This is a genomic window from Nostoc sp. NMS7, assembly GCF_017115085.1.
GTDB lineage: Bacteria > Cyanobacteriota > Cyanobacteriia > Cyanobacteriales > Nostocaceae > Nostoc.
This window is the reverse complement of the sequence record NZ_JABXKJ010000212.1, coordinates 1-20,965: the sequence shown is the minus strand read 5'-3', so window position 1 is coordinate 20,965 and position 20,965 is coordinate 1. Positions and strand designations below refer to the sequence as shown.

General features: G+C 41.1%; 21 protein-coding genes. 11 read left to right on the top strand and 10 right to left on the bottom strand.

The annotated features are described in order from the left end of the window. Positions 1 to 251: 251 nt before the first annotated feature. From HWQ38_RS24940 to dndE, 4 genes are all read right to left on the bottom strand, one after another. Complete coding sequence (locus HWQ38_RS24940) at positions 252 to 659, bottom strand: ABC transporter permease (protein ID WP_292798937.1); 408 nt, start codon at positions 657 to 659, stop codon at positions 252 to 254. Continuing rightward, positions 644 to 1,945, bottom strand: a complete 1,302-nt coding sequence (locus HWQ38_RS24935) for an AmpG family muropeptide MFS transporter (RefSeq protein ID WP_292798935.1) — start codon at positions 1,943 to 1,945, stop codon at positions 644 to 646. The genes HWQ38_RS24940 and HWQ38_RS24935 overlap by 16 nt, the downstream gene beginning before the upstream one ends. A 142-nt stretch (positions 1,946 to 2,087) precedes the next feature. Then, a complete protein-coding gene (locus tag HWQ38_RS24930; RefSeq protein WP_292798933.1) occupies positions 2,088 to 3,545 on the bottom strand; it encodes a DNA phosphorothioation-associated putative methyltransferase in 1,458 nt (485 codons plus the stop codon). A 55-nt stretch (positions 3,546 to 3,600) separates the two neighbouring features. Next, the gene (gene dndE / locus HWQ38_RS24925) at positions 3,601 to 3,987 is read right to left on the bottom strand and encodes a DNA sulfur modification protein DndE (protein WP_292798931.1); all 387 of its coding nucleotides are present in this window, start codon (positions 3,985 to 3,987) and stop codon (positions 3,601 to 3,603) included. A gap of 450 nt (positions 3,988 to 4,437) precedes the next feature. Here dndE and HWQ38_RS24920 point away from each other — a divergent pair, with 450 nt between their 5' ends. Together HWQ38_RS24920 and HWQ38_RS24915 are read left to right on the top strand one after the other, a co-directional pair. Next, entirely contained in the window at positions 4,438 to 4,992 is a 555-nt protein-coding gene (locus HWQ38_RS24920) for a hypothetical protein (protein ID WP_292798929.1), read from the top strand. 51 nt (positions 4,993 to 5,043) lie between these two features. Next, complete coding sequence (locus HWQ38_RS24915) at positions 5,044 to 5,724, top strand: BREX system Lon protease-like protein BrxL (protein ID WP_292798927.1); 681 nt, start codon at positions 5,044 to 5,046, stop codon at positions 5,722 to 5,724. A gap of 22 nt (positions 5,725 to 5,746) precedes the next feature. On the opposite strand, the gene dndD is transcribed toward HWQ38_RS24915, so the two are convergent. The 3 genes from dndD to dndC all read right to left on the bottom strand — a co-directional run bounded on the left by dndD (position 5,747) and on the right by dndC (position 10,074). Beyond that, positions 5,747 to 7,735: a DNA sulfur modification protein DndD gene (gene dndD / locus HWQ38_RS24910; protein WP_292798925.1), complete on the bottom strand. Its 1,989-nt coding sequence runs from the start codon at positions 7,733 to 7,735 to the stop codon at positions 5,747 to 5,749. 127 nt (positions 7,736 to 7,862) lie between these two features. Beyond that, positions 7,863 to 8,276, bottom strand: coding sequence for an IS200/IS605 family transposase (gene tnpA / locus HWQ38_RS24905; RefSeq protein ID WP_292798923.1), 414 nt, complete (start codon positions 8,274 to 8,276; stop codon positions 7,863 to 7,865). Between the two features lie 178 nt (positions 8,277 to 8,454). Then, positions 8,455 to 10,074 carry a DNA phosphorothioation system sulfurtransferase DndC gene (gene dndC, locus HWQ38_RS24900; RefSeq protein ID WP_292798921.1) on the bottom strand — a complete coding sequence of 540 codons (1,620 nt, stop codon included), beginning with the start codon at positions 10,072 to 10,074 and terminating at the stop codon, positions 8,455 to 8,457. Between the two features lie 198 nt (positions 10,075 to 10,272). Here dndC and HWQ38_RS24895 point away from each other — a divergent pair, with 198 nt between their 5' ends. Further along, positions 10,273 to 11,871: a DGQHR domain-containing protein gene (locus HWQ38_RS24895; protein WP_292798919.1), complete on the top strand. Its 1,599-nt coding sequence runs from the start codon at positions 10,273 to 10,275 to the stop codon at positions 11,869 to 11,871. A 123-nt stretch (positions 11,872 to 11,994) separates the two neighbouring features. Beyond that, positions 11,995 to 13,200: an AIPR family protein gene (locus HWQ38_RS24890; protein WP_292798917.1), complete on the top strand. Its 1,206-nt coding sequence runs from the start codon at positions 11,995 to 11,997 to the stop codon at positions 13,198 to 13,200. Between the two features lie 73 nt (positions 13,201 to 13,273). Here the strand turns inward: HWQ38_RS24890 and HWQ38_RS24885 are convergent, their stop codons facing one another. Continuing rightward, positions 13,274 to 14,254 (bottom strand): HNH endonuclease, encoded by a 981-nt coding sequence (locus HWQ38_RS24885; protein ID WP_292798915.1) that lies wholly within the window; start codon positions 14,252 to 14,254, stop codon positions 13,274 to 13,276. 9 nt (positions 14,255 to 14,263) lie between these two features. Continuing rightward, positions 14,264 to 14,737, bottom strand: a complete 474-nt coding sequence (locus tag HWQ38_RS24880) for a DNA phosphorothioation-associated protein 4 (protein WP_292798913.1) — start codon at positions 14,735 to 14,737, stop codon at positions 14,264 to 14,266. 263 nt (positions 14,738 to 15,000) lie between these two features. Between HWQ38_RS24880 and coaE the strand changes: the two genes are divergently transcribed. Together coaE and HWQ38_RS24870 are read left to right on the top strand one after the other, a co-directional pair. Further along, positions 15,001 to 15,597 (top strand): dephospho-CoA kinase, encoded by a 597-nt coding sequence (gene coaE, locus HWQ38_RS24875; protein ID WP_292798911.1) that lies wholly within the window; start codon positions 15,001 to 15,003, stop codon positions 15,595 to 15,597. A gap of 431 nt (positions 15,598 to 16,028) precedes the next feature. Continuing rightward, the gene (locus tag HWQ38_RS24870) at positions 16,029 to 16,334 is read left to right on the top strand and encodes a hypothetical protein (RefSeq protein WP_292798909.1); all 306 of its coding nucleotides are present in this window, start codon (positions 16,029 to 16,031) and stop codon (positions 16,332 to 16,334) included. Between the two features lie 37 nt (positions 16,335 to 16,371). Here the strand turns inward: HWQ38_RS24870 and HWQ38_RS24865 are convergent, their stop codons facing one another. Further along, the gene (locus tag HWQ38_RS24865) at positions 16,372 to 16,737 is read right to left on the bottom strand and encodes a DOPA 4,5-dioxygenase family protein (RefSeq protein ID WP_292798907.1); all 366 of its coding nucleotides are present in this window, start codon (positions 16,735 to 16,737) and stop codon (positions 16,372 to 16,374) included. Positions 16,738 to 16,888: 151 nt separating this feature from the next. Here HWQ38_RS24865 and HWQ38_RS24860 point away from each other — a divergent pair, with 151 nt between their 5' ends. The 5 genes from HWQ38_RS24860 to HWQ38_RS24840 form a co-directional block, all read left to right on the top strand. Continuing rightward, on the top strand, positions 16,889 to 18,271 hold the full coding sequence (locus tag HWQ38_RS24860; protein WP_292798905.1) for an MFS transporter: 1,383 nt from the start codon (positions 16,889 to 16,891) through the stop codon (positions 18,269 to 18,271). Positions 18,272 to 18,405: 134 nt separating this feature from the next. Beyond that, the gene (locus tag HWQ38_RS24855) at positions 18,406 to 19,095 is read left to right on the top strand and encodes an SDR family NAD(P)-dependent oxidoreductase (protein ID WP_292798903.1); all 690 of its coding nucleotides are present in this window, start codon (positions 18,406 to 18,408) and stop codon (positions 19,093 to 19,095) included. 34 nt (positions 19,096 to 19,129) lie between these two features. Then, positions 19,130 to 19,906, top strand: coding sequence for a class I SAM-dependent methyltransferase (locus HWQ38_RS24850; RefSeq protein WP_292798901.1), 777 nt, complete (start codon positions 19,130 to 19,132; stop codon positions 19,904 to 19,906). 63 nt (positions 19,907 to 19,969) lie between these two features. Next, positions 19,970 to 20,668, top strand: a complete 699-nt coding sequence (locus HWQ38_RS24845; RefSeq protein ID WP_292798899.1) for a glutathione binding-like protein — start codon at positions 19,970 to 19,972, stop codon at positions 20,666 to 20,668. A gap of 82 nt (positions 20,669 to 20,750) precedes the next feature. Beyond that, a partial coding sequence (locus HWQ38_RS24840; protein WP_292798896.1) for a hypothetical protein occupies positions 20,751 to 20,965 on the top strand: 215 nt, incomplete at its 3' end.

Genomic DNA, 20,965 nt, shown 5'->3' with positions numbered 1-20,965 from the left:
TTACAAAGGAAGCTCTGAACTTTTATGAAAACCTAGCTGAAGATTTGTGAAGTATTCTTGATTGATTTTAGCGATTTTTTACGAATGGGGCATTGGGCATTGGGCACTTGTACTGAGCGAACGCGAACAGCGTCTGGTAGAGAAGTCGTTGGCGTAGCCTAAGAAGAGAAGTATTGGGCATTGGAAAAATTCTCCCTTGTCTCCCTTGTCTCCCTTGTCCTCCTAACTCCCCACTCCTCACTTCTGAAGTATTATGGGCGATCGCGCTCCAAGTCATCAAGGACTCTCTCGCAATACCAATTTTCCGGCATCCCAGGATAAGTCTCTTTTGCCTGTTCAATTAACCGTTCGGCAGCGGCAGCATCACCGGATAATTTAGCAATTAGCCTATTTTTGAGATAGCTATTAGATACATCCTCTTCTACTTGGTTTGGTATCCCTTCATTTATAGTTGATGGCCGGGACTGCTGTCTCCGCAACTGCCAAAATAAAACGTAATAAAGTGTACCAAAAATTAAAATTAGGCTGAGTGTTCCGAAAAAAGTTAGGAGGTTAAATGCTAGAAATCCTAGAACTAACTGCGAGAGAACATAGCCAAGTAATAAACCAGTGAGTAAGAGAATAAATGTACCGACAGAAATAACTACTTGATTCCCCATATATCCTCTTCTTCGTCCTCAAGTCCTGGTCTGGATAATACTACCACTGGCTTTTGATTCCAAGGGGCAAAGAATGGCAATAATAGTAATCCGGGTAAAGCAGCTATTGCTGTCAATAGAAAGAATGTAGACCAGCCAGTTGCTTGTGCCCATGTACCGGCCGGAGCCGTGAGAATATCTCTACTAAAAGCCTGCAAACTCGAAAGTAAGGCGTACTGTGTAGCTGAAAAGCTTTGATTACAAAGACTCATCAAAAATGCTACAAAAGCGGCTGTTTCTAGACCAGCGCAGAATTGTTCTATATTAACGGCAGCTAACATTAGATAGAAGTTTTTACCGACTACTGCCAACGCAAAGAAAGCCAAGTTGCCGATAGCTTGTAATATGGCGAATATCCAGAGCGATCGATTAACACCAATTTTGGTCATTACTGCTCCTGCTGCCAAGGTGCCAACAATAGTAGCGAAAATTCCCAATGCACCAGGAAATGCTATGTCGGTTTGAGTGAAATGTAAGCCTTTATCTAACAAAAATGGGGTGGATACATTCTTGAGTAAAGAATCCCCTAACTTGTAGATGACAATAAATATCAGGATTAAAAGTGCTTGTAGCCAGCCATGACGCTGGAAAAATTCAATGAAGGGTAATTTGACGGCGGCTTCTAAAGTCTGAGGTGGGCGATCGCGTAGGACTGGTTCTGGTGCAAAAATAGAACTTACCACACCTACGAGCATCAACAGCGACATCAACAAGTAAACAGCTTGCCAAGGCATTCTGTCTGCTAAAAATAGGGTGACGTAACCTGTTACTAAAATAGCAACGCGATAACCCAATAAGTAAATAGATGCTCCAGCACCTCTTTCTTCTACTTCCACTACATCAGTGCGGTAAGCATCTACTAAAATGTCTTGGCTGGCGCTAAAAAAAGCAACGGCTATTGCAGCAATTATTAAAGGTTGTAGCCCTTGAGATGGGTGTTGTAGAGCCATTGTAGCTATACCTAACAGTAATGCTACTTGTGTAATTACCATCCAACCTCGACGCCGCCCCAAAAAAGGCGGTACAAATCTATCTAGTAAAGGCGACCAGAGAAATTTTAAAGAATAGGGTAGCTTTACTAAACTAAAAGCCGCGATCGCTGCCAAGCTAATTCCTTCTTTGGTCAACCATGCTTGTAATGTCTGACTGGTTAAATACAACGGCAAGCCTGATGAAAACCCCAAAAATAACAAAGCTCCGATCTTTGGGCTGCCAAAAATTCGTAGCAGCGATTTATTTACTTCCACAATCTTGAAGATTCCTTTTCATCTAATTGAATTGCAGTTATCTTGCCATAGCTGCGGTCTAATTTCGTGTAAGCACACAAACCTGCTAAGATTTTCTTTATTAAGATACATATCAGTAATACTCTAACAGTGTGATTATTCTTTAATTTTCCTTAATTGAATAAACCTGATGCCCCCTGATTTCTACCCCCTGTGCAGCAAGGCATTTTTCCCAACCTTCTCGCGTACGGATGTCGCTTTTTTGGTTAAGCAATCCTAATTCCTGTTCTTGTTGGGTGAGTTGAGCAAATTTATCGTAGCCTGGGTAGTTGCTGGTAACAAATGTTTCTTTACGGTGCAAAATCGGCGGATTTGCTCTAGTTTCGTAGTCTCGATGAGTGACGACTAGGGTTTTTAAATCAATATTTATGCTGGCTTTTAACGCCGGGTGGGGATCAGTGTCGAAATCAGGGTAACACAAATAGGATATTTGCGGCTTATCAGTGTGATATTTGATCAATGTGGCTTCATCTACACGCCCAATGGTACGGCTAGCGCAACCTTCACAAATTCGCAGCAAGGGATCAAGTGCTGCTAGTGCGGAAACATGCACGTAAAGGGCACCGCGCGTGTGTTTACCAATTTTGCTTTTTTCGCACGCAGTTTGAATCACGCCAGGTTTACCTAAGCTGAAAAGCTTTTGGTCGGCTACTTGACAAGCTTCCTCGTAGCTACTAAAAAAGGCTTTGATATCGTGACGCATTTCTGGGGCTAGCTTCTGCCATGCAGGGCGTTGATCAAAGTGGGTGAGGGCGAGATAAACTTGGATATCTAGAGAACGACGGTAAGCGATCGCATCCCATTCAGCTTCATCGGTAGCTTGCAAAACTACACCAAAGGCGCGGCGAAAGTTCCCAAATTCGCTCAGTAATTCCGGTTCATTTTCTAATTCACCTTTCACGGGTAGTCTACCGCGCTTGGTAAAAAAAGCCATGAGTGGTTGCAGCTGTTCTTGATAGTCTTCAAACCGCTTAATGGGGATGCGGACTCGCGGCGTAGAAGTGGTAGAAAAGAAGCGGATAGCTTTGTAACTTTCTTTTTCAGCCTCATCTCGAAAAACAAAGTATACGCCTAGCGCGATCGGGATTGCATCGACATTTAGCACCTCATCAATATAAGTTTTGAGTTCTTCTTGTTCGTAATATTTCTGAAAAGTATTGCGGCGCGTCACAATGCCATCATTGTAAGCAAGTTGGGTTTTGCTGGAAGCGTTAATCAGTATTTGAGCAGCGACAATTAAAACTTTTCCAGTGAGTTCCCAAGCTTGGCGAAGGCTTTGACGGCGTTCTTCTGCGTCTTCAATGACATTGAGGACATAACCCAGATTGACCACATCGGCGGCGGTGCGTGGGACATCGGGATGGTAGTAAGGGTCCCAGCCGGCGCTGGTGTAGCCTAAGTTTTTTACTCGCTGGACATCACCACCGTAGCCGCAACCGTAGTCAAAAAAAGTGGTGTCTTGATTTAGGATTGCCCATTCTATTGCCAATCGCACGGGGCGAGATAAATCAGTGCGAGCGATCGCAGCTCTGTGACGCTCAATTTCTAGCGCTTCAGGCATAAGAATAATTCGTGATTCGTAATTCGTAATTAAGACACCGATAACTAATATTGTTTCAAGGTTTAATGGCCAGTTCAATTAAATCTTCAATTTTCTTGATATTTGGATCGCCTGCTAAGTAACCAATACCGCGATGCAAATGTAAGCGGAATTGGGTGGCGAGGGTTTCTTTATCGGTGGGATAACCGTCATTGTGACAGCGTTGCTTGAGGGCGAGGAGGAGAATATCGGACATTTCGCCACCAAAGACGTGCCAAGTCATTTCGACGTTGCTATCTTGGGGAATAGGGACGGGTGAGGGTGTGGTTGGTTCTGCGAGAGAGCGACAAAACGCCCAACGGCATAAGATATTCCATTGGTCGATTTTGGTGCTGCGTCTGAGTTTGAGCAGTTTATCTTTGGCTGTTTGGGATAGGCGAATACGTTCGATTGGTGATTCCATAACTAAAGCTAAAAGGGAAAAAGTAAAAGGAATCCTATACATTATCCTTTCACATAATTAACAATACTTAACAGCAAGTTGATTAATTTGAGCTACTTAATTATTCCTTCTTTTACACTTAGAGAAATAAATAATCATGTTTAGATAATTAGCGATGTCTAGCAGCTTGCTGCCGTGAGTCTACGCACACTAATATCAATGGCATATAGCAGTCCTAAATCATTTGTGAACATCTCTATTGTTTCTCTCTGTGTCCTCTGCGTCTGGAGTGGTTCGTTAAAAAAGTAAATTTTCCCAACTCAGATAGGATTGCTATATATAGTAGTTAATAATATACAATTTAATAGTTGTCTATATACTGGCAGCCAACATTTCATAGATATTTTGTAAATTTAACTAAGTCCCATAAAAATGGATTTAATTAAACTTCGCATTGAAAAATAATATATTATGGCTAAATTGCAATTACATTTCAATGGGTCTTTTGCCTTTAAAAAAGACGAAATCAATAGACTTATTCATGCTTCTGCCCAAGAAAAAGGCTTAAATGATAGCTTACCTAATTTGATGGAGAAAACAAGTTTAGGTAATGGCAAAGTAGGACGAGTAAAAAGTTGGGCAGTACGTGCAGGGTTAATTAAGAATAATCGCCCCAGTCGGGAAGGGGAAATTGTCTTGCGACTAGACTCAGGCTTGGAGTCAAATATTACAGACTGGTTGATGCACTTTTACTTAAGTTTTGGTGATAAAGGACTACAACAAACACCAGAAAATCCTGCTGATTGGGGTGGATGGTCTTACTTTATATATAAGTTCTTGCCTCGTTATAGTAAATTTACTAGCGAGGAATTATTGTATCCTGATTACTTATTTACAGGTGACATCTGGCAGTCACATTACCCTTTTCTGGAAGCAACTGGAAGAGACTCGCAAGCTAGAAAAACTTTTGTGGATAGTGCTACCCCAGCAACTAGCACCCAAAAATTGGTCGTCAGAGAGAATTAAGCGTATTCCTTCAGGATAATTATCACTTTGCATTTGCTATTTTAATTGATTATGCTCCTCAACCAACTTGTTGAAATCAACGAAAAGGGTAGTATTGCCAGTTCTGTGAACTTTGGCATATTGGATGATTTAGAGAAGAATTTGCCTCTGTGTGAGAGTTTTATCTTTAACTACGACTTAACAAAACCTGAGTTATCGACGGTTGGTATTTTGGATGCGGTGCGCCGTAGCTATCATAGTCCAAATCAGCCGAATATCCATTTGATGATTCAACAATATGGTAAGGGGAAGTCTCATTTTGTGATCGCTATAGCCAACTTTTTCAAAAAACCCTTCCACAGTCAGGAAGTACAAGGGATTTTGTCACAAGTAGAAAAGGCGACATCTGCCAAAAATCAGGCTATCTCTGAAGGATTAAAGCTTTTTAAACAAAACCAACGCCACCAACATTTAGTTATCTGTCTTAGTGGAGATCAAGGCGGCGACATTAGGAAGCAATTTCTGCAACAACTCGTCAAAAATGTGACTATTCGTGACCAAAATGCTATTCTCAAATCAGCATCAGGTTTTCTAAAAATTCTCTATCCTCATTTAGAATTAACATTAATGGACTACGAGCGCGATTGCCTGGAACCTGCTTGTAAACTACGCCAAGCAATCCGAAATTCGCTATATTATCTCGATGATGAATTCAGGCAGTTTGGTAGAGAAATTTATGTGGAGACAAAGTAAATACTATATCCCACAAAAATAATCACCAAAAATATTGATTTTCTACCACTGTTGTTTGGCGGGTGGAAGAGTCGTATTTGAGCAGGTATTCACGAGCGATCGCTTCATTTTCTCGCAGTGTTTCTACTTCTTTTTTGCCAATCTCAGTATCCGTAGATAACAAAATAACTTGATGGCTGGCGGATGGAAAGTAACGTTCAACTAAGTTGCTGCGGTGAGAGGAGTCTAGTCTACCTAGTGGCGTATCGATGGCTACTGGTAGGCGGTGTCCAGAGACTTTGGCTAAACCCCAGAGGAATGCGATCGCAAGTAGTTGTTTTTCGCCAGCCGAAAGGCGATGTTTAGGGACTGGTTTACCATTGAAATCATACAAGGAAAGTCCGAAAGTATTGGTATCAATGGCGATACGATGCACTAAATCTGATTTGTGCAGGAGATAAAGGAAGCAATTCTTAACTTCTTCCTCTAATTTATTGAGCTTTCTCAAGGTTAATTTTTCACGGAAAATCTTGAGTGTTTCTTGAACTTTAGCCGCAGAGGTAATAATATGTTCGTTATTTTTATGTTTAGTATTTTCTACAGTATAATCACTTAATTCTCTTTTTGACTTACCAATAATAGTTTCTAAATCAGCTAAACGGCGGCGAATTGTTTCGTAATTTGCTTTAGCTTCAACAACTTGATTTTGTGCTGCTTCTACTGCCTGACGCAGCTTTGTATAATCTTCTGGTGCTGCTGCTGTCTGCACTTGTCTTTCCAAAGTGATAATTTCTTCTTCTTTATTTTTGATAATAGCTAATTTTTCTTTTGCAGAGATTTGAGAATTTTGCAAGTGATAGATGAGATTATTTAGCTGACTTAACGTTTCATCATCAGCTAATAACCAAGGTGCTTCCATTTGAAGAGTTTTTGCATATAGATTATCGACATCTTCGACTAAAAATGATTGAATTTTTTCAACTTCTGCTAAAGCAATTTCTACCTGACTTAGCCAACTAAGTAAGCGCTGATCTCTCTCAATTAGCAAATCTTTGGAAATTTGGATTTGTCGATGGCGAAATTCTTGTTCTCCCTGCGTTTGCACTTGAGTAAGCAAATTGGGAATTAATGCTAGAGGTAAAATATCAGCCGCCAATTCACACATTAACTGACGCACTTGTTCAACTTGCGCAGCTTTCGCTTTCTGTTGTAGTTCTAGTTGATTGCGCTCTGCCGCAATTTTACCACCGTCATAAATGAATTTATCAAAAGCTTCTTGCTGCTTAACTTCTAATTCTTGTAACTGATTTTTGAGATTTTCTAAATTTTGTTCATTTTCTTGATAATCTTGTTGCTGCTGCGTCAATCTTTTTTCAATTTCTTCTAGATTAGCTAAATCCTTAGTATCAGCAAATTCTTTGCGTTTACGGTTAACTAAAATATCTAAATCAACAGCTAAACGATCTGCCAACTCTAGCCCGAAAAGTCCGCGAATAGCTTCAACAACAATCGGTGGTGGTATTTCTTGTTCTGCGAGTTCTTTAACCTGTTCACCGTCAAAGAGAAATAAGTTAGAAATACCTAATGGCAGGAGATTTTCAATATATTCATCCCAGATATTAACTAAAGCATCAGGCCAGGTATCACTGTCGCCTAAAATACCTAATGTATCTTTACCATCTTTAGGGTTTTTTGTCCAACTACGCACAACACGATATTTTATTGGTTTGTCGTTTTCGATATGTTCAAAAAGTAATTCAATCCGGGTATCGGCAACTGGATCTACTTTGTTGTTAATGCATTGATTGAGAAAATCGCCATAACTTAAATTACCACGGGTAGAACATTGGGCGCGGGGGCCGTAAAGTGCGAGACGAATGGCATCCATCAGCGTAGTTTTTCCGCCGCCATTCATGCCACCTAATAGGATAATTGGACGCAAGTTTTCCTCATCAATTTTTGGGTTAAGATTGATTACCTGTTTCCCACTGTAGGGGCCAAAGTTTTGTAATACGAGTTCAAGAAATATCATTGATTTTTAAGATTATTAAATATTGGGAAAAGAAATAGCAAAGTTTATCAAATACCGGGCGAATGGAATTCGCGGCTACACAGGCAAAGTCCACCTTCGGGGACTAAATTCGTATGTAATTGTTGGTTTACTTGGGAGTTAGTTCCCAGGTGGGAATGATTGATTTTTGGCTATGGTGGGTAGCTTGGTTTCTGATGTAATTGGCTATATTATCAATGGCATCATGACTAACTGTAAAAGCTCCATAGCTACCTTGCCATTTGAAAAACTCACCTGGCTTGATTTCGTGGGTGATGAAATGGGAAGAACTTCCCTTAATTTGTTTAGCCAATTCAGAGACACTGATGGTTGGCGGAAAACCCGTTAACAGATGTACATGATCTTCAATACCACCAATCGCAATTACTGTACACTTTAACTGTTCAGATTCCCGAATAATTGCTCCGTAAACTTCCTTCTGAATATCAGGCGTAATTATGGGTAATCTATCCCAGGTAGACCAAACATAATGCACATACAATTGCGTAAAACTTGCTCTCATTTTCTTTAACCCACGAAGGTGGGTTTCGTCTGTATAGCCGCGATTTCTAATCGCCGGGAATTAAACTTGTGCTTGTGTGTAAAACTTGCTCTCATTTCTCTTTAACCCACGAAGGTGGGTTTCGTCTGTGTAACCGCGATTTCCAATCGCCCGGTATTCGCCCGGTATTATATTATTCTTATTCTTCTGAATTTCTCTTTGAAAATTTCATACTTGCCCAAGTTACCTCTTCATCACTTTCACCTTCATCTACCTCATTAATTGCTGCAACATCGCCTAAAGTCATCTGCTTGACTTTTGCAACATCACCTTGACTAACTGCTTCGCTTAATTCGCGTTTCAAACGAGCATTTTTAATGGCATCTTCTGGGGAACGGGAACTCGTATTAAAACATTTTTCTAGGGTTTCGTATATCCCCACGCGACGAGTCTTTTTGCGATACTGGCGTTCTGTGTCTAACAATTTCGCCATGAGTTCCAAGTGCATCGCGTCACCTTCACAGATTTCTTCTAATACTATCCATTCATCACGACCTAGTAGGCTATAGTCAGCACCAGGACGCGGGTCTTGAAATTCTTCGCCAGTCACTTCTTGATAAATCCGGGGTAAGCTATCATCAAATTCGTGTTTGTCTTCTAGCCAAATGCGGCGAATTTCGCTCATTTCTTCGAGAGTAATTAGGGTGATATCGCGCATATTTTCTGGCGCTGTCTGACGGGTTTTTGTTTGCGCTTCTAATAATCGTCTGAGCCAATGTTCCCGCCAATATTTAGTATAGGGTCCAGGTATTGGTTCAACAGTTGTTTCCCCATCTTTATTGCGCTCAAATAGTTGGACATCTCCCCAAATCCTTCTAAAATCTCTTTTGTCCCAGTCATCTTTAATATCTAGTTCGTTACGGATATCTAATAATGGCTGCATCCATTCTTTTTCTTCATCATTTTGAATCATAGCCTCCATCGATTTATCCTTACTAACAATTGTGCAAACCCAACAACCAAATCGGGAATCACCACAGCTAGGAGTAGAAGTATCAACAACTAATGGACATTCATTATCGGCTGTTGCACCTCGATACATAGTGAATAAGTCTTTGTTGCTATATCCCCAAGAATTTTGCCACTGATTTAGGTAAATCCAAACTTCATCAGTGCGCCAATCTTCGATAGGGAGATAAATCAATGAGTTAGGTCGGTTGGGATTAGTATTTATGTGATCACGTACTCGCGATTCTCTATGTTTAGCCATCGTAGCAGCACGTTTAGTACTTTCAGCCTTGCGTGTACCTAAGACAAGAATTACTTCACCATTAGACCTAATAACTGCACGGATAAAGCTGTCGGATGGTTGAATTTTAAGGCGTTCAGTACACCATCTAAATCTATTTCGCGGCGCTGGGTAGCCTTTCCCAATTAAGCTTACCCAAAAGGTATCCTTAATTGCAGGATAAAGCAAATGGGGTTCAATTGGCATTTCTTGCTCTTTAGCAGCAACTTTCATCTGTGCTAAAGAGTTACGTACCCAAACAGAGACCACAGGATTTTCTACTAGCGTATCAGTTGTAATAACATGGATTGTTTTAGTTCGCTTTTCCTGGGGGAGTGCTGCGATCGCATTCCAGATAAGCTGTAAAGTAGCAGTACTATCTTTTCCGCCCGAATAGCCCACCACCCAAGGTATCTCATCTAAACAATACAATTCTTGAATTTCAGTAGTGAGAGCTTGGATATAGTCCACTAACTCTGCTACAGTACGTGCTTGTTGAACTGTCTTTTCTGGTTGTTGTGCTGTAGTCATTTCTCCTTCTCTCTGGAAACACTGGCGTTAATATCCGGGCGAATAGAATTCGCGGTTATACAGACAAGTTGCGAAGCGGCTTACCTTCGGGAAGGCCACCGACCTAGGTTCAATAAAAGTTTTTAAAAACTTTACTACTAATATCCAATTTTTTGGATAATCAAACGACATAATCCCATTCTGTTTTTAAAATTTAACATGAAAGATAGTACATCTGACCCAACTGTTGACATCGCTAGAGAGTACCTGGAACGGGAAAACAAGGAAAAACAGGTACTAGCTTTACTGCTGGAGAACTTTTTAGGGAGAAAAGATCAGATTCTCGTTCAAAAAACCGAAATGGGTGGTACTGAGGCTTATGTTAGCTCTGTTACCTTGGAATGGTTTGCAGGTCGGGTTCACTTCGCCTCTGGCTTACCTCTGTTTCAAAAAAAGTATAATCATGAGACTGATAATGTCGAGATTGACGCGGATAGTATTGATGAAATTCAGCAGCGTCCCCTTGATTGGTCACGTCAAGCACCGCTAGTGCAGTATTTAGCAGCTCGACAAAATCACAAATTTCCGCCCGTACTAGTAGTAATTAATCAACCGTGGGTGGATAATCCCAAAGCTGCTGAGTGGGATAGTGAAGGACGCGCCACAAAGTCTACTACTGATTTTATCCCCCTAGATAAAGACGCTAAAGTAGGTCTGCTAAATATTTCTGAGGATGATGTAACTATTTATGCACTAGATGGTCAACACCGATTAATGGGTGTACAGGGGTTGATGGAGTTAATTAAAACTCGCAAACTCCAGCGCTATAAAAAAGATAAAGGTGCTGATGACAGTTTTATCACAGTCAATGATTTGATAGAAAAGTATCAAGTAGACCTTGCTTACTTGCAAAATTTACCCAAGGAAAAAATTGGTATTGAGTTCATTTGTGCGGTAGCGGCTGGGGAAACTCGCACCCAGGCGAGGCGAAGAGTGAGATCGATTTTTGTTCATGTCAACCTGATGGCTGCACCGTTGACTAAAGGTCAGTTAACACAGTTGAATGAAGATGATGGTTTTGCGATCGTTGCTAGAAAAATTGCAGTTACACATCCACTATTAGAACAACGACAAGAGCGCAATCCTCGTGTTAATTGGAATAGTGCAACAGTGGCTTCCAATTCTACAGTTTTGACGACTTTGCAAGCTCTACAAGATATGTCTGAGCGGTATTTGGGTCAAAAGTTCCCTCACTGGAAACCTTTGGAAAAAGGTCTAATTCCCATGCGTCCAGAGAATGAAGAACTTGAGCAGGGAATTGAGGAATTTAGAAAGCTATTTGATTATTTGGCTAGTCTTTCTAGTTATAAGATTTTAGAACATGAGGATACACCAGCTTTACGGCGGTTCAGCTTTGAGAAGGATGGAGGTGAAGGGAATATGCTTTTCCGTCCGGTTGCTCAAGTTGCATTAACGCAAGCTTTGGGAATTTTGGTATTTAAAAAAGGTTTCTCTCTGGCAGATATTTTTAAGAAGCTGCGGAAGTTTGACCAGCAAGGCGGCTTTAGTGGTATGGAATATCCCCAATCTCTCTGGTATGGGGTTTTGTATGACCCAAATAAAAAACGGGTGCAGGTTGCTGGACGAGATTTGGCGGCGAAGTTATTGGTTTATATCCTGGGTGGAATTCAGGAACAGATGGAACGTGCTGAACTTCGTAAGGCTTTGGCGGATGCTAGGACTGTGGAAGATAAAACTATAGGTTTTGATGGCAAGTTTGTTGAACCAAAAGCTGTAGGACTTCCATCTGTCCTGTAAGAATTGTATATAAAATGATGTTTCTGTAGTTGCATTTAGCCAAAGTATAAATGTATAATTCACTGAGTGTCCAGTTGGGCATAAAACATAAGCAAGGCGTTCCGTAGAGCGCAGGAAAAATAAATGGCTACAAAAATAACAGCTCCTTTCTTTGCTACTGCTGCTTGTAAAGCATACAAAGAGGAAAAAGAGTCCAGTCGAGTAATTTGGAATCTGACAGTCCCTCTATGCCAAGTGCCTCAAGGTTTACCTCTAGATCCCAATGCCAGACTAGCCAACGAAAATCAGCGGACTGTAAAGAGTATGTTGACTACTCTGGCACAAAAGCCAGAAGAGTTTATTTTCTACAACAATGGAATTTTAATTGTTGCAGACTCAATACAGGTTAAAGGTCATGGTACCGGTGGAGGATTTGACGTTGAGCTTTTACTTGTTAGTCCTGAGGAAGGACAGGAAGACAATTTCATAGGTAATGGTATCGTAAATGGTGGGCACACTTACACTGCTATCACAAAAGCCCGTAATCATTACGATAAATTAATATCAAAAGGATCTAAACCAAAACTTAACCAACAAACTGGTAAGGCTGACTACTCAGAGTTGGATAATGCTAGTGTGCAAATTTTTGTGCTGGTCAACATCAGCCAAGAAGAAATATCAAATATCAGTAGGTATCGTAATACTAGTGAGAGTGTTGAGGAGTTTAGTCTTAAAAACCTAGCTAAAGATTGGGACATCATCGAAGAATACCTTCCTGCTGCATGTAAACCTTATGTTGCTTTCAGAGAAGGTGAAAATAAGCAATTCGATGTGACTGATTTAGTTCGCCGCCTTGCTTGCATTAATAATAAGTTGTATCCTTGGCGAGGTTCAGACGGTTCACCTAAAAATCCTAGTGCAACTTGCTCTGCATACGGAACTCTCATTAAGAATTGGAAAAAGGAAGACTTTAGGGAGATTGTGCCTTTACTTAAAGATGTACTCTATATTGAGGAGTGCCTTCGTGATGAGTATGATCGGCAAAAAGGGCTGAGTAAGTTAAACGGCGTTGAAAAGAAAACTTATCAGTTCATCACAGGTAAGCAATTTAATCACACCCTTCCCATTACTTTCGTATTTCCTATTCTTGCAACCTTCCGTGTATTTATCAAAGATGGAAAGTGGGAGAGTCCTGTCGAAAAGCTATGGGATGAGATGGGAAACACCCTGCTGAATAATTTGCTAACCGCCTACAGAAATGAGGGGAGGGGAAATCTAGCCGCCTTTGGGCGTTCTTCTTCAACATGGTCTAACCTTCTTTTAGTTCCCATGTTGAAGTTAACTGAATAGTTAAACTTACCTAAGCATTAATAACTATACCCATATCAGAGTTTAACTCCCAATATGGGTATAGTTTGATATTTCATCTTGCTTGAAATATATTTTGGCGATGCCATTGCAGCGCTTCCAGTTCTGGAAAGTGTTGCTCTGTATTTGGTAGAACTATTGTTTCACCATGAAAATCTTTCATAGGTTTAGCATGGGGAGATGCTTCTTCCAAATCATTGCTAACTATAATTTTGTATTGCTCATCTACAGCAAACCAACCCCTATCAAATGCCCAATGATGATTTTTGCAAAGAGCAATTCCATTATGAATTATACTATCATAGAATTGTGAAAATGGCTTTATATGTGCGCCATCAACAATATTTTGACTTACAGATTTAGTTACTTTCAACCCACAAAAAGCGCATTTATAATCATAAATATTTACAATGGCTTTCCTGAAAAAAGCATTTCTAATTACTGCTTTTCTTAACCTCCATCTAGGATTAGCATCTAAATTACTAGAATCAATAGTTTTGTCTATTTCCAAGGGCACATCCTGAAAATTTTGGTTAATGTTTAAAAAATCTTCTATCCTATTATCTTCCGGTGGGAGCCAAGCTGAAACCAGTGCATCAATTAATATTTGCCGAGAAATTTCATCTTGAATCAAATTAAATAGTTCATCATCCAAATATGCATAGTCAACATCTTCCTTGAGTTTGGGAATTGTTTGCGGACGACCACCATCATATTCAGAACTATACTTAAGATGCCAAAATTTACCCTGATCATTTTTTAAATGAAAAAAAGGAAGGGCAAAATCACTTCCCTTAAAAGTACTCGAAGCAAGTACTTCCCAATACCTCTTGAAGGTATCAATTAATTCATCTGATATGGTGATACGATTATCTATTATCAAATCTTGTGTGATTAGGTCAATTATAGATAAAAGTAATATGGGTTTATTAAGAGCGTCACCCTTTTTCTGAGTTTTATATACCTTAATTTTAGAAAAACATTCACAATAATAAACTAAACTACGCTGATTTTCTGCCTGCTGTGCTTTACTCATTATGATGATTTAGGAAAGAAATTTGCTTAAATCAAAATCCTCTTCTTCGGAGTTATCTTGAAACCTTTCATGACTAAGAATCAATAAAATTCTTTCAGAATAATCTACTGCGCCCCGGATTTCTGATTGTAAGATTTCAAGTCCGCCATTGGCATATTCTTCAAAAATATAATTACGTTTTTCATTATTGTTTCCTTCTTCGAGAGATAAAACTTTTATATCTTGAGTTTCAGCAATTGCTATTAAATTTATTACCGTATTATATCCCCTGACTATAAACTGTTCTTGGGGTATTGGCGATGGTTCCCTTTTAGAAATCTCTCCCAAAGCCACCCGCTTTTTATGTTTTGCGCCCAAAGCTGCTGCAAACACAATTACATCAGCAAAAGTCTGAAAAGGCCCTGTTGCACCATCTGAAGATGTTAAATCCTTCACCAACTCAGCCTTATCTTTAGCAACCCTGATTCTGCCAGTTTCAGCCATGATATTAATATCTAGATTCTTGCTATTTTAACCGAAAGCCAAAAGCGATGCCTAGATTGGGCTTCGCATACGCACTTGCTAACCCATTATTTTATACTAGTATACACTCGATCGCTTAAACAAACAATTTATCTATCCTGGCAGCCACCTGATCACGGCGATACACTTGCGCTTTCTAGCATATTATGTATTGAATATCTAAATTTATTTATGGTAATTTTGAATTCGAAGCGATCGCCCTTGCCGTCTAGTAGAGAAATAACGTGACTAAACGTATAATCGGCTTAACCGGCGGTATTGCCACAGGCAAAACCACTCTCACCAATTATTTAGCTAGCACTTATAACCTGCCGATTTTGGATGCAGATATTTATGCTAGAGAGGCAGTATCTTTAGGTTCGCCTATTTTGGGTGCGATCGCTCAACGTTACGGCGAAGAAATTTTACTCCCAGATGGCAGCCTCAACCGCCAAAAGCTAGGCGAAATTATCTTTAATCGTCAAGATGAACGCAACTGGATAGATAATTTAATTCATCCTGATGTACGCGATCGCTTCCTCAAAGCAATTGCCCAATCCTCTTCAGAAACACTGGTGTTAGTAGTGCCTCTATTATTTGAAGCCGGAATGACTGATTTGGTTACAGAAATCTGGGTAGTGCATTGTTCCCAAGAGCAACAGCTACAAAGATTGATACAACGAAACCATTTAAATAGAGAACAGGCAGAAGCCCGGATCAACAGCCAATTATCTATCGAAGAAAAAGTGGCTCATGCAGATGTCGTTTTAGATAACTCCTCCACCCTAGAAGTATTACTGAAGTATGTAGATGTAGCTCTAAAAACCACAAGTAGGGACTAGATTGCATTTATCTAAAAAAATATACATACACGAAATTCTTAAGACATAAAAGCTTTATAAATTAATATTATCTAGTTAAGTGAAAAATACTCATATCTGACCCAATATTGTACAATAATTCGGTGATTTTACAGTTGAAGCTGCGGTTAATAGTACTGTAAATTTAAGTTAATAGTAAAGTTGCTATCACCTCTGATGTTAGATGACATACTCAAGACTGAAAGTAATAAAGTAATCACTAGTATTAGTAACAGTAAATTTTTACTTTATATTGCATCATTAATGACATCAATGGTTTATTTCACAGAAGATCCAATTTAGGATAAATTAAATATTAATATCTCAGAATGATGTCTTAACAAACTGACTTTTGAATTATTAGTTCTATTTTTAAATTGTTGTTAAGTGCCTTCTCTTCAATCAGAACAGGTATGAACTTAAGTTTTAGTTTTTTAAATAAATTAGCTCTGATCATCTCTCCAGCAAACGAATTAAAACAGAAGAATAAAATACACGATTACAGCCAACAAGTTTGGGGAACCGACTATGTATTTGAGCGCCTCAATGAAGGAATAATGGGGTACATGACTGGAGTAGGGAAAACCATTAAACCCGGCGATCGCATTATTTTGCGACAAGATTGTCAATCTTCTCAATATCAAGTTCAAGAAATTGATTACTACTCCGATCCGTCTGATATGTGGATGGCTTTACTCAAGCAAGTACCGATTGACTAAATATAAAAGTCAATCAGTTGCTTCAATTGCATTTCCCTTAATTGGATAAAGTCGAACTAACCTGTCGAAGAAACTGAATATTCAAATCTAGCTTTTTTCCTAACCATAAGGAATGATTCGCGTGGTCTGCCACAGCATCGCCTGTCTCAGGGTGGACGAGAATATCCAATCCTTCACGATTGAGCATTAACCAAGGAACGACTTGATCAAACTGATTTGGTAAGAAAGCAACTTGATACATCGCTTTTGGGTGAGGCCCGATGGGCTTGTTAAACCAGCGTCCGAGTTGCACTTCAAACCTAGCGCCCAATCCTTCACGTACACGCGCAGCTACATCCCGACTTGCGGTATCGAAGTAAACATGAGCGTGAAAACCAGTGATCTCGATAGTATCTTTTTTCATAGATCGACTTTTCGCTCTCAACTCTAATTTTTGGTAGCGGACTTTTTCTTTCTCACTGAAAAAGCGATGTCTACGACGGACGTAGATGCAGCACAATTTTAGCCCAATACCGTGCAGTTAAGGATCGGTTCAATCTGGTGATTATCTCTCAGTGAGGTTAGAATTTCTAACATTGGCGATCGCTGTCGCCACTTTGTGGCAAGTTAGTATTCTTGAAAGCCACTCCCGACTCATCATGTCCTTAGCCTCCTTTTTAGCGCGTCGTTCGTTCCACTATGCTTGGCTCGTCGCAGGCTTAACATTCCTAGCCTTGTTGGTGGCAGCCGGAATTCGCTCTGCTCCGGGAGTTTTTATAGTGCCTCTCGAACAGGAGTTCGGCTGGAGTAGAGCGACTATATCTTTGGCAATCTCCATTAACTTAGTACTTTACGGGCTGATTGGCCCTTTTGCCGCCACAGTTATGGAGCGAATCGGCATTCGCCGGATGATGGTGTTCTCACTTGCTGTCATTGCTCTCGGTGTCGGTTTAACCACTTTGATGTCAGCTTCCTGGCAGCTAGTCTTGCTGTGGGGTGTAGTTGTCGGTTGTGGTAGCGGAGTTATCGCCCTGGTTTTGGGTGCTATTGTTGTCAATCGCTGGTTTTTGTCAAAGCGGGGTCTAGTTCTGGGCATCTTAACCGCCAGTACAGCTACGGGGCAACTAGTGTTTCTGCCGATGCTCGCCTCAGTAAGCGATCGCTTTGGGTGGCGAACTGCGGCTCTAGCTCTTAGTGGTGCGGCACTTCTAATTATTCCAGCGATCGCAGCCTTTATGCGCGATCGCCCGGCGGATGTCGGTTTGCGACCCTTTGGCGACAATAGCGAAACTGTGGAAGTTTTCAAGCCGAAAGTGAATTCCATCGCCTCCACCCTTAATGCCCTCTGGCTGGGAATGCGTAACCGCGACTTCTGGCTGTTATTTGGTAGCTTTTTTATCTGTGGTGCTAGCACAAATGGGTTAATTGGAACTCATCTGATTCCTGCTTGTATTGACCACGGTATCCCTGAAGTCAAGGCTGCGGGTCTTTTGGCAATCATGGGACTATTCGATTTTTTTGGAACCACTATGTCCGGTTGGCTATCTGACCGTTGGAACAATCGCTACTTATTATTTTGGTACTACGGACTGCGGGGTTTATCTTTGATTTTCTTGCCCTTCAGTTTCAACTTTTCCTTCTATGGACTTTCCATTTTCGCCGTTTTCTATGGACTTGATTGGATTGCCACCGTACCACCTACAGTACGTTTTGTTGCTAACATCTTCGGCAAAGAAAATGTCGGCGTGATGTTCGGTTGGATTGTCGCAGGACACCAACTCGGTGCAGCCACAGCAGCATTCGGAGCCGGTGTGTTGAGAACTTGGACGGGTAGTTATTTACAAGCGTTTATTTTATCAGGTATTCTTTGTTTGATTGCCGCAGTTTGTGTACTGCAAATTGGTCAAAGTCCCAATAAGGGGAATTCACAGCTATCTTCAGTCACGCTTAATTCTTAATGTATTTACAGACCTAACAAGAACAGCCCCTTCCCTGCAAGGAAAGGGGAGTAAGATTCAAAGCCTTTCTCCTAAGAGCAGAGAGGTCAAAGTAAATGCCTTAACTATTTATCCTAACTAGGAGAATTAAATTTATGACAACAACAGCTTTAATTGTCGGTGCAGGTAGTGGACTAAGCGCTTCTTTAGCCCGCCTATTTGCTAAAGAAGGATTCACCGTAGCTTTGGCGGCTCGTCAAATTGAAAAACTCACTCAATTGAGCAGTGAAATTGGCGCGGTTAGTTTCGCTGCTGATGTCTCAAAGCCAGATGAAGTAGAACAGTTATTTATTGATGTTGAAAATAAACTCGCTTCCCCGAATATTGTCATTTACAATCCCAGTTTCCGGGTGCGGGGGTCTCTTGTTGATCTAGACCCTGGTGAGGTGGCAAAAACTTTAGATGTAACTGCCTATGGTGGCTTTCTCGTAGCCCAAGCTGCTACCAAAAGGTTTTTGCAACTTGGCGGCGGTGCTATATTCTTTACTGGAGCCTCAGCGAGTGTTAAGGGTTATCCTCTGTCTGCTCCTTTTGCAATGGGTAAATTTGCACTGCGCGGTTTGGCTCAGAGTATTGCTAGAGAATTAGCACCCAAAAATATCCATGTGGCACATTTTGTGATTGATGGTGCAATCCGTTCAGCAGACCGGCAAGATCCAGCAGATAAACCAGATAGTACCCTTGACCCGGATGCGATCGCTCAAACTTATCTCAACATTCTCAGCCAACCCCGCAGTGCTTGGACATGGGAAGTAGAACTACGTCCGTGGGTAGAGAACTTCTAGCCTAGACAATTGTTACAAGAATACTTTTGCAAGTATGAAAATTGATTTTGGTGCAACTGCTAGTGATTATGCAAAACACCGCGCTGGCTTTCCCAGTTCATTATTTAACAAACTGTCTGAATATGGTATAGGTTTACCAGGGCAAAATATTGTTGACCTTGGAACAGGAACAGGAACACTAGCGCGGGGCTTTGCGGATAGAGGTGCTTATGTAATTGGCATCGACCCATCAGCATCACTTTTAGAACAAGCGAGACAGTTAAGTGAATTAGCCCAACTCCAAGTAGATTATCGAGTCGCAACTGCCGAGAATACCGAGTTACCAGACGCAAGTGCTGATGTTGTAACGGCTGGACAGTGTTGGCATTGGTTTGACCGTCCGCGTGCCGTCCAGGAAATTACTCGGATATTGAGAAGAAATGGCTTGCTTGCGATCGCACATTTTGATTGGATACCCTTAAAAGGTAATGTCGTTGAAGCAACAGAACAACTGATCAAGGCTCATAATCCAGCGTGGAATCTAGACGGCGGTAATGGATTGCATCCCCTGTGGTTACAAGACATTGGCGAAGGCGGATTCCGAGAAATCCGCACATTTTCTTACGATGTATTTGTATCTTATACACACGAAGATTGGCGGGGACGAATTCGTGCTAGTGCTGGCGTGGGAGCCAGTTTGACACCAGAAAAAGTAGAAGTGTTTGACCAGGAATTGGCGACATTACTCGAAGCAAAATATCCCACACCAATTATTCAAGTTCACCACAGAGTTTGGGCCGCGATCGCCAAATCACCGCAATCTAATTCGTAATTCGTAATTCGTAGGCAAACCTTTGCGTTTAAATTTCAATCCTCAAGATCAGGAAAAATAACCATGATTGAACTTTATTATTGGGCAACCCCAAACGGTCATAAAATTACAATTTTCTTGGAAGAAGTCAGCTTACCATATACCATAATTCCGGTGAATATTGGGGCTGGGGATCAATTTAAGCCGGAATTTCTGAAGATTTCTCCTAACAATCGGATGCCCGCGATCGTTGACCACGAACCAGCAGATGGAGGTACGCCGATTTCGGTCTTTGAGTCTGGTGCAATCTTGCTATATTTGGCAGAAAAAACCGGGAAATTAATCCCCCAAGATTTACGTAATCGCACTCAAGTTTTAGAATGGTTGTTCTGGCAAGTGGCAGGACTCGGACCAATGGCGGGACAAAATCATCACTTTAGCACCTATGCTCCCGAAAAGATTGAATATGCGATTAACCGCTACGTGAATGAGACGGGACGCTTATATGCAGTGCTGAATAAGCAATTAGCAGATAAAGAATTTGTGGCTGGGGATTATTCCATCGCCGATATTGCAGCTTATCCCTGGATTGTGTCCCATGAACTCCAAAGTCAGAATTTAGAGGATTTTCCTCACCTCAAGCGGTGGTTTGAGACAATTAAGGCTCGTCCGGCAACAATTCGCGCCTACGAGAAAGCAGAAGCATTCAAAACTCAAGCGCTTGATCAAGATAAGTTACGAGATTTGTTATTTAACCAGTCGGCGAAGACTATTCAACCTTGAGCGTTCTGGGCGGATGTTTTAAAAGTCAATAAGGTTCGGTTAACTTATATCTTGCACCAGGCGACTAGAAGTCGCGCGCCAGGTGCTTCTCCCAGGGGGAGACGCTGCGCGAACAAGTCGGCGGAGCCGCCGCAACGCACTGGCTTGGCTACACAGACAAAACCCACCTTTCCTGCGGAACGCCAAGGGCGAACGTGGGTTAAAAACCTTTGATTTTTTCTTAGTCCACGGAGGTGGACTTCGTTTGTATAGCCAAGCCAGTGCGGGAACAGGGGGTTTCCACGCCACTTCCTTCAA

Coding starts and splice junctions, on each gene's coding strand:
- dndE (WP_292798931.1), bottom strand. CDS start 3,987: ATGGAATCACCAATCGAACGTATTCGCCTATCCCAAACAGCCAAAGAT.
- HWQ38_RS24895 (WP_292798919.1), top strand. CDS start 10,273: ATGAAAGATAGTACATCTGACCCAACTGTTGACATCGCTAGAGAGTAC.
- HWQ38_RS24890 (WP_292798917.1), top strand. CDS start 11,995: ATGGCTACAAAAATAACAGCTCCTTTCTTTGCTACTGCTGCTTGTAAA.
- HWQ38_RS24870 (WP_292798909.1), top strand. CDS start 16,029: ATGAACTTAAGTTTTAGTTTTTTAAATAAATTAGCTCTGATCATCTCT.
- tnpA (WP_292798923.1), bottom strand. CDS start 8,276: ATGAGAGCAAGTTTTACGCAATTGTATGTGCATTATGTTTGGTCTACC.
- HWQ38_RS24885 (WP_292798915.1), bottom strand. CDS start 14,254: ATGAGTAAAGCACAGCAGGCAGAAAATCAGCGTAGTTTAGTTTATTAT.
- HWQ38_RS24865 (WP_292798907.1), bottom strand. CDS start 16,737: ATGAAAAAAGATACTATCGAGATCACTGGTTTTCACGCTCATGTTTAC.
- HWQ38_RS24920 (WP_292798929.1), top strand. CDS start 4,438: ATGGCTAAATTGCAATTACATTTCAATGGGTCTTTTGCCTTTAAAAAA.
- HWQ38_RS24880 (WP_292798913.1), bottom strand. CDS start 14,737: ATGGCTGAAACTGGCAGAATCAGGGTTGCTAAAGATAAGGCTGAGTTG.
- HWQ38_RS24940 (WP_292798937.1), bottom strand. CDS start 659: ATGGGGAATCAAGTAGTTATTTCTGTCGGTACATTTATTCTCTTACTC.
- dndC (WP_292798921.1), bottom strand. CDS start 10,074: ATGACTACAGCACAACAACCAGAAAAGACAGTTCAACAAGCACGTACT.
- dndD (WP_292798925.1), bottom strand. CDS start 7,735: ATGATATTTCTTGAACTCGTATTACAAAACTTTGGCCCCTACAGTGGG.
- HWQ38_RS24915 (WP_292798927.1), top strand. CDS start 5,044: ATGCTCCTCAACCAACTTGTTGAAATCAACGAAAAGGGTAGTATTGCC.
- HWQ38_RS24850 (WP_292798901.1), top strand. CDS start 19,130: ATGAAAATTGATTTTGGTGCAACTGCTAGTGATTATGCAAAACACCGC.
- HWQ38_RS24855 (WP_292798903.1), top strand. CDS start 18,406: ATGACAACAACAGCTTTAATTGTCGGTGCAGGTAGTGGACTAAGCGCT.
- HWQ38_RS24930 (WP_292798933.1), bottom strand. CDS start 3,545: ATGCCTGAAGCGCTAGAAATTGAGCGTCACAGAGCTGCGATCGCTCGC.
- HWQ38_RS24845 (WP_292798899.1), top strand. CDS start 19,970: ATGATTGAACTTTATTATTGGGCAACCCCAAACGGTCATAAAATTACA.